The organism is Spongiactinospora gelatinilytica (assembly GCF_003236385.1).
Classification (GTDB): Bacteria; Actinomycetota; Actinomycetes; order Streptosporangiales; family Streptosporangiaceae; genus Spongiactinospora; species Spongiactinospora gelatinilytica.
In genome coordinates, this window is sequence record NZ_POUA01000409.1 from 1 (window position 1) to 6,678 (window position 6,678).

The window sequence follows — 6,678 nt, forward strand, 5'->3', positions numbered from 1 at the left end:
GTTCAGGGCGGCGGGTCAGCGGGGATCGCCGGGGTCGCGTCCGTGCCGGGGGGCGCGGCCGGGATCCTCCACGTGGGCCTGTTCGGCGGCCATCCGGCCGCGCATGGTGCCCGCCTGGTAGGAGCCCATGATCCGGCGGATCTCCTCGGGCGAGCGCAGGTCCTCCTCCGGGTCCTCGGCGGGCTCGGGGTCCGCCTGCTCGGCGCGCAGCGCCGGGGCCAGGCTCGCCTGCGGCACCCGGAACGGCAGGCCGCCGGGGGTGAAGCCGGCCTCGTCGGGGAGCTCCTCCCGCACCGGGCCCGCGGCGAGCGGATCGTATCCGCGCGCGGGCGCGTCGTCCTGGGGCAGCGCCCGCCGGCTCGCCGGTCGGCCGTTCACGTCCGGTACGGCGAGCGCGCCGTTCCTGCGGGGAAGAGGGGGGAGGCCGTTCGTGCCCGGCTCGGGCCGGGTGCCGCCACCGGTGGTCGCCGTCAGGGCGGGCTTCGCCGATGACTCCGACATGCTGCTTGTCTCTCCCAATACGGCCGCGGTCCTGCGTGCGATCTCCGGATCACCGCCCCACGGCTCGGCGGTGATGGCCGGCATCGGCCCGGATTCGATCTCCCGCCTGGCGGGGCCGTCCTCTTCGGCCAGCACGATGTCCGGCGGAAGCAGGATGACCGCGGTGGTGCCGCCGTAGGGGGAGCCCTTCAGCGACACCTTGATGCCGTGCCGTTCGGCGAGCCGGCTGACCACGAACAGGCCGAGCCGGGAGGTGTCCCTGAGGTCGAACTCGGGCGGGTCGACGATCCGGTCGTTGGCCGCGGCGAGGTCGGCGGCGCTCATGCCGAGGCCGCGGTCCTCGATCTCGATCACGTAACCGTTGGCCACGATCTGACCGTGGACCTCCGCGGTGGTGTAGGGCGGGGAGTAGGAGACGGCGTTCTCGATCAGCTCGGCGAGCAGGTGGATGACGTCACCGACGGCCCGGCCGACCAGCGCGACCTCGCCCATCGGCGGGACGCTCACCCGCGTGTAGTCCTCCACCTCGGCCAGCGCGCCGCGCACCACGTCGATCATCGGGACCGGCCGCCGCCAGGACCGGGCGGGCGACGAACCGGACAGCACGATCAGGTTCTCCGCGTTGCGGCGCATGCGGGTGGCGAGGTGGTCGACCCGGAACAGGTCCTTCAGGTCCGATGGGTCGCTCTCCCGGCGCTCCATGGTGTCCAGCAGCGCGAGCTGGCGGTGTACCAGCGACTGGGTGCGCCTGGCCAGGCTCAGCAGGATCTCCCTGATGCTGCGGCGCAGCTCCGCCTGCTCGACGGCGACGCGGATCGCGGTCTCCTGCACCTCGTTGAACGCCTGGCCGACCTGGCCGATCTGGTCGTCGCCGAACCGCAGGGGCGGCGCCTCGGTGGCGACGTCCACCTTTTCGCCGTGGCCCAGCCGTTCCACCACTCCGGGCAGCCGCTCCCTGGCGAGTTCGGTGGCCGAGGTCCGCAGCCGGTCGAGCTGGCGCACCAGGTCGCGGGCGGTGGTGATGGACAGCACGATCGACGCGATGACCGCGAGCAGGCCGAGGCCGCCGGCCAGGGCCAGGCGGATGACGACTCCGGTCGCGATCGGCGTGGCCTGCTCGACGATCCGGTCGCCCGCGGCGTTGACCGTCTGCTCCAGCTCGGCCAGCGCCGGAGTCGTGGCCGAGCGCCACTGGTCTCCGCTGACCGGGAACGGCCGGGCGCCGTTGTTGGCGATGACGACGTCCTCCACCGTCTGGAAACGGACGAGCGCCCCACTGTCGCTGAGGCTGTCGAAGGCGACCGGGTCCACCTCGCGCACCTCGGTGAGCGAGTTGCCCATCAGGTGCCGCCGGGCCCCGACGAGCTGGACGAAGGCGTCGCGCCGGTCGGGGTCGATGCGGCCCCCGGCGAGCATGCCCCCGAGCATCGCGTCCTCGCGGGCCAGCAGTTCACGCGCCCGGTTGAGGTTGATGATCGCCCAGGTCTTCTTCGCGAAGCCCTCGTCGTCGAGCGTCGCCATGGCGTCGTACATGCGGAACAGCGAGTCGATGACCTCTGAGTACATCCCCGCGGCGCTGTTCTGGTCGGTCCCGTCGCGGGCCGTCTTGCGCGACTTCTTCAGCGACTCCAGCCTGCGGAACACCTCGTCGAGCCGGGCGAGCAGCGTGTCGCTGCCCGCCCAGCGAACGGTCGTGCTCCGGGCCTCCGTCTCGAACACGGCGATCGCCGCGTCGGTGCGGGCCTGCTGGGCGGTCAGCGCCTCGCGCTGGCGGGCGCCGGGCGCGCCCAGCCGGACGAGCGTGAGCCGCCGCTCGCGTTGCAGCTCGGCGAGCAAGGGCTCGCTGGGCGCGGCGATGGCCTGGTCGAGCCGCGTCACCCACAGCAGGTTCAGGCCGTCGCGCATGGTCACCCAGGCGGCGAAGGCCCACAGTGCGGAGAGGGAGACCAACAGGGCGACGACCTTGGTGCCCAACCGGGTTTTGCGCAAACGCATACGTAGCCATTCTGCGGAGGACGGGCGGAAACCCGCAGCTCAGATCACGGTGATGCGAAATCACCGAAGGACCGGTCGAACGAGCACACGGCAGGCAGCCGACACCGGCCTCAGGAACCTTAGCAATCACGCTAAAGCTACTCAAGTCAACATTGCAGACGGCGGCTAATGTCCATTTATGTCGTTTTGCAGAAAACTTGGGTGGTAAGTCCCTTTACTGGGGGTTTGACGGAGAGTTGCGCCCGGAGCATGGAGGGCGGCCAGCGCCGCCGCGCGTATGATCGCGGGCGGCGCGTACAGGTCCTTGTCGTGCCACAGCGGGGTGTCGTCCGGCGAGTCCAGCCGCGTCCGGATGTACTCCCGCCCGCGCGCGGCGGCCACGGACCCGCGGGCGTCCGGCACCGGACCGGTCATGGCCAGGGTCAGAACGGCGTAGGCGGTCTCCTCCACCGTCCCCGACCATCTGCCCCACGAGCCGTCGGGGCGCTGCGTCGCCGTGACCCAGTCCGTCGCACGCCGTACCGCCCCGGCCGACCGCGCCCCGCCGAACTCGGCCAGGGCCAGGGCGCAACAGGCCGTCGCATAGTAGGGCGAGGCGTGCCACCGGTCGGACCAGGCCCCTTCCGGGCTCTGCTGTTCGCGCAGCCAGTTCGACACTTTCTCGATCGCGGCCCGGTATCGGTCGTGCGGTTCCGTCCTGCCTGTCACGTACGTGCCGAACGCGTCAAGAACATGCGCGTTAACGGTGGGCGAATCTCCCTCCTCGCCCTGCCAGGTACAGAAGTGCGTGTCCATCTCGTAGGCCCAAAGGCCCGCCGGTTCATAGGGCATGCCGAGCAGGGACAGCGAGTAGAGCGCGACGGCCGTGGTGTCGGCGTCGGCGGGCAGTCCCGGCCCCGCGGCGGTGCCGGCGTGCCCGCTGGCCGCGCCCAGGCTCCACAGCACCTCCTCCGGGATCGGTGGCCTGATCCCCGCCCGGGCCAGGGAACTCAGCACCCATCCCCGCTCGAAGACGGTCACCGGCATCCCGCACGGCACCGGCCCTCCGTGCCTGCGCACGACCGACTCCAGGTGCCGCCGGGCGGTGTCGCTGGGCTCGATGACGGGTTGCGCCGCCAGCCAGGCGGCCGTCGCCGCCGGGGAGGCCCCGACCGACCCGATCGACGTGGGCCGCACGCCGAGGCCGCCGGCCGCCTCGCCCGCCACCTCCAGCGCGTGCAGCAGTTTCTCCGGCAGCGCGGGCCGCCCGGCCAGCGAATCGCGGAAGCGGGCGAGCCGGGCCGGGCTCGCCCGCGCTGGCGGGGCCAGGCGCGCGCCCCGCCAGCGCGCCAGGGGCGCTTCCGGACCGCCGCCCAGCCCGCTCAGGTGGCGGTCGAGACGTTCGACCAGCGAGGCCACGATCAGCTCGATCGCGGGCATGTCCGGGATCGGGAACGGATAGGAGGCGGCCGACCAGGCGAAGAGGAGCCGCAGCCCGCGGTCGATCGCCTCGGCCAGGCGGCCGCCGCTGCCCCACCGCCCGGCCTCGGTCAGCAGCGCCTCGGTGGCGCCCAGCGTCGGCACGAGCGCGTAACCGCCGGGACCGCCCCACCCGCCGTCGGCCCGCTGGACGTCCAGCAGGTAGTCCACCCGTTCGGAGTGCCCGATCAGCCAGGGCGCGAGCGTCACCAGCCGGCTGGTCTCGTACACCGACGGCGAGACGCGGCCCCAGGGTTGGGTGACGAGGTCGGTGACGAGCTTGCCCGCCTCCGCGGCGAGGTCCATCCGGGGCGTCACAGTCGCCCCCAGTAGTCGGCGAGCCGGTAGAATCCGGCGCAGAAGTCCATCTGGCGCTCCAGGTAGTCCGCCAGGTCGGGGCGGCAGGCCCGTACCGGGACCAGCAGCTCCCGGGCCCGGGCGGCCAGCTCGGCGGAAAGGGCCAGCACCTGCTCCCGGTCGCGGCCGAGCATCAGCGCGTTGAGGTCGCCCCAGCTGGTGTCCCGCTCCTGGCTGCCCAGGTCGTTGAGGAGCCGGATGACCCGCTGCACGGCGGCGCTCGCCGTCCGCACGGCCTCGATCTCCGCCTGTGAGGGTGAGGCCGAAGGCGTGGTGGCGATCCAGTGCGTGGTGAAGACGAAGGAGAAACCCAGATTGTCGGCGTTGTCGAGATATTGGGGGAAGTCCGGGACGACGCCCTCGATCTTCCAGGTGAGTTCCAGGGTCATCGCGTCGAGCATGTGCCGCAGGTCCTCGCGCCACACGTGATCGAGGGCGACGAAGGCGGGCAGGCCCGCGAGTTCCGCCCGGATCCCGGCCAGGAAGCGGGCGAGGTCGTCGCCCGCGCCGGGCGGCGCCCCCTCCGCGACGGCCATGCAGCGCCGCGTCGTCTCGCGGCCCTCATCCGGCCCGGTGGCCAGGTAGTCCATCAGCCAGTCCAGCGCGAAGCACCACAGGCACGCCCGGTTGGCCATGCGCAGGTCGGCCGCCTGCGACCATGGGCCGCTGAACGCGGAGGCGAGGGTCAGCGTGCTGTACAGGGCCGCGTCGAACGGCTTGGCGGAGAACAGGCCGGGGTACTCCTGCGACCACGCGCGCATCTCGCGCTGGAGCATCCCGGCGACCGCGCACACCCGCCCGATCTCGGCGGAGTCCAGGGGGGCCGCCTGGACGCCGCCGACGGCCTGCCCGCCCACCGGGGCGCTCACCGGGCCGCCCGCCGGCCGCCGTCCCGCCGGTGCAGGGTCATCCACACGCGCCCGCGGGTGCGCAGGGACGCGGCGGCGCGCGGGGTCACCCGATCCCCCTCCCGCAGCCGGGGGCGAAAACGGCTCAGCAGGCCGGCCACGATGAGCTGCGCCTCGATCTCGAAGACGTGCGTGCCCAGGCACTGGTGCGGGCCGCCGCCGAAGGGGAAGTACGCGTAGCGGTGCCGGGTCCCGGCCTGCGGATCGGCGAACCGCTCGGGATCGAACCTCAGCGGGTCCTCCCAGAACTCCCCGAGCCGATGGGTGAGATAGGGGCTGATGAGCACGTTCGCCCCGGCCTGCAGGCGCACCCCGTCCATGACGTCGTCGGCCACCACCATCCGCGGGAGCAGCCAGCCGACCGGATACAGCCTCAGCAGTTCCTGCACGACCATCCGCGTGCAGCGCAGGGCGGGCAGGTGGTCCGGGGTCACGCGCCCACCGCCGACCACCTCGTCGATCTCCTCATGGAGCCGGGCGGCGATCTGCGGGTTCTCGGCGAGGACCGGCCACAGCCAGGTCAGGGCGACGGAGGTGGTCTCCGTCCCGGCCGCGAACATCGCGACCATGTTGTCGCGGACCCACTGGTCGCCCAGTTCGCCGCCGCTCGCGTCCCGTGCCCGGCACAGTACGGCGAGGATGTCGTGACCCTCTGGCGGCGCGTCCGGGTGCCGGGCGACGAGCGGGCGCATCACGCTGTCGAACGTCCGCACCGCCTGGTGGAACGCCCGGTCACCGGGCAGCGGCACCTGGTGCGGCACCAGCGGCAGCAGCAGCCGTGAGACGATGGACAGAGCGATCTTGTCGTGCGCCGGGATGAGCCGGCCGCTCTCCTCGTCGGTGATCCTGCGGTCGAAGAAGGCCGCGATGACGGTCCGGTTGACCAAATGCGCCATGAAGTCGCCCGCGTCGATCGTGGCGGGGGAGGCGGGGACCAGTTCGTCGATCGCCTCGGCCACCGTCGTGGCCATGAGCCCGGTGAGGGAGTCCACGTTGCGCGCGGTGAAGACGGGTTGCAGGACCTTCCTGCTGGTGTGCCACGCCGGGCCGTCGGACAGGACGCCGTTGCCGAACAGCCGGTGCAGCGGCCGCCAGAAGACCCCCTCGCGCGTGTAGTTCATCGCGTTTCCCCGGAAGACCTGCTGCACGTGGTCGGGATGGGTGACCAGATAGGGCCGGAACGTTCCGAGATCCAGCCGCACTATCTCGCCTGCCGCCTCGGCGGACATCGCTACAAGGGCGGCGATCGGGTCGCGGACGAGGCGTGGCACGATGCGATGGAAGGGGAGCGTCCGGGCCGGGCGAGCGGGCCGCGCGGTGGCAGAGGTCGGCATACTGGGGAGTCCCTCACCTGGTGCGATTACGTGGCGTGCGAATATGGGCGCGCTTTGTGATTGAACCTGTGCGTGGAAATGCCGAAGACGTGCTCGGGAAGCGGGGGAGGCAGGCGGCGGGATGG

General features: G+C 72.3%; 4 protein-coding genes. All 4 read right to left on the reverse strand.

The annotated features are described in order from the left end of the window. Window positions 1-15: 15 nt before the first annotated feature. On the reverse strand, window positions 16-2,496 hold the full coding sequence (locus C1I98_RS33205; protein ID WP_111171298.1) for a sensor histidine kinase: 2,481 nt from the start codon (window positions 2,494-2,496) through the stop codon (window positions 16-18). Between the two features lie 165 nt (window positions 2,497-2,661). Then, window positions 2,662-4,260 carry a prenyltransferase/squalene oxidase repeat-containing protein gene (locus C1I98_RS33210; RefSeq protein WP_111171301.1) on the reverse strand — a complete coding sequence of 533 codons (1,599 nt, stop codon included), beginning with the start codon at window positions 4,258-4,260 and terminating at the stop codon, window positions 2,662-2,664. 8 nt (window positions 4,261-4,268) lie between these two features. After that, entirely contained in the window at window positions 4,269-5,180 is a 912-nt protein-coding gene (locus tag C1I98_RS42025; RefSeq protein ID WP_158558284.1) for a terpene synthase family protein, read from the reverse strand. Then, window positions 5,177-6,490, reverse strand: coding sequence for a cytochrome P450 (locus tag C1I98_RS33220; protein ID WP_199537401.1), 1,314 nt, complete (start codon window positions 6,488-6,490; stop codon window positions 5,177-5,179). Before C1I98_RS33220 ends, C1I98_RS42025 begins: the two co-directional genes overlap by 4 nt. Window positions 6,491-6,678 lie beyond the last annotated feature (188 nt).

What these genes read in the sequence shown, in the direction of transcription:
- C1I98_RS33205 (WP_111171298.1), bottom strand. Translation starts at nt 2,496, where the DNA reads ATGCGTTTGCGCAAAACCCGGTTGGGCACCAAGGTCGTCGCCCTGTTG.
- C1I98_RS33210 (WP_111171301.1), bottom strand. Translation starts at nt 4,260, where the DNA reads ATGGACCTCGCCGCGGAGGCGGGCAAGCTCGTCACCGACCTCGTCACC.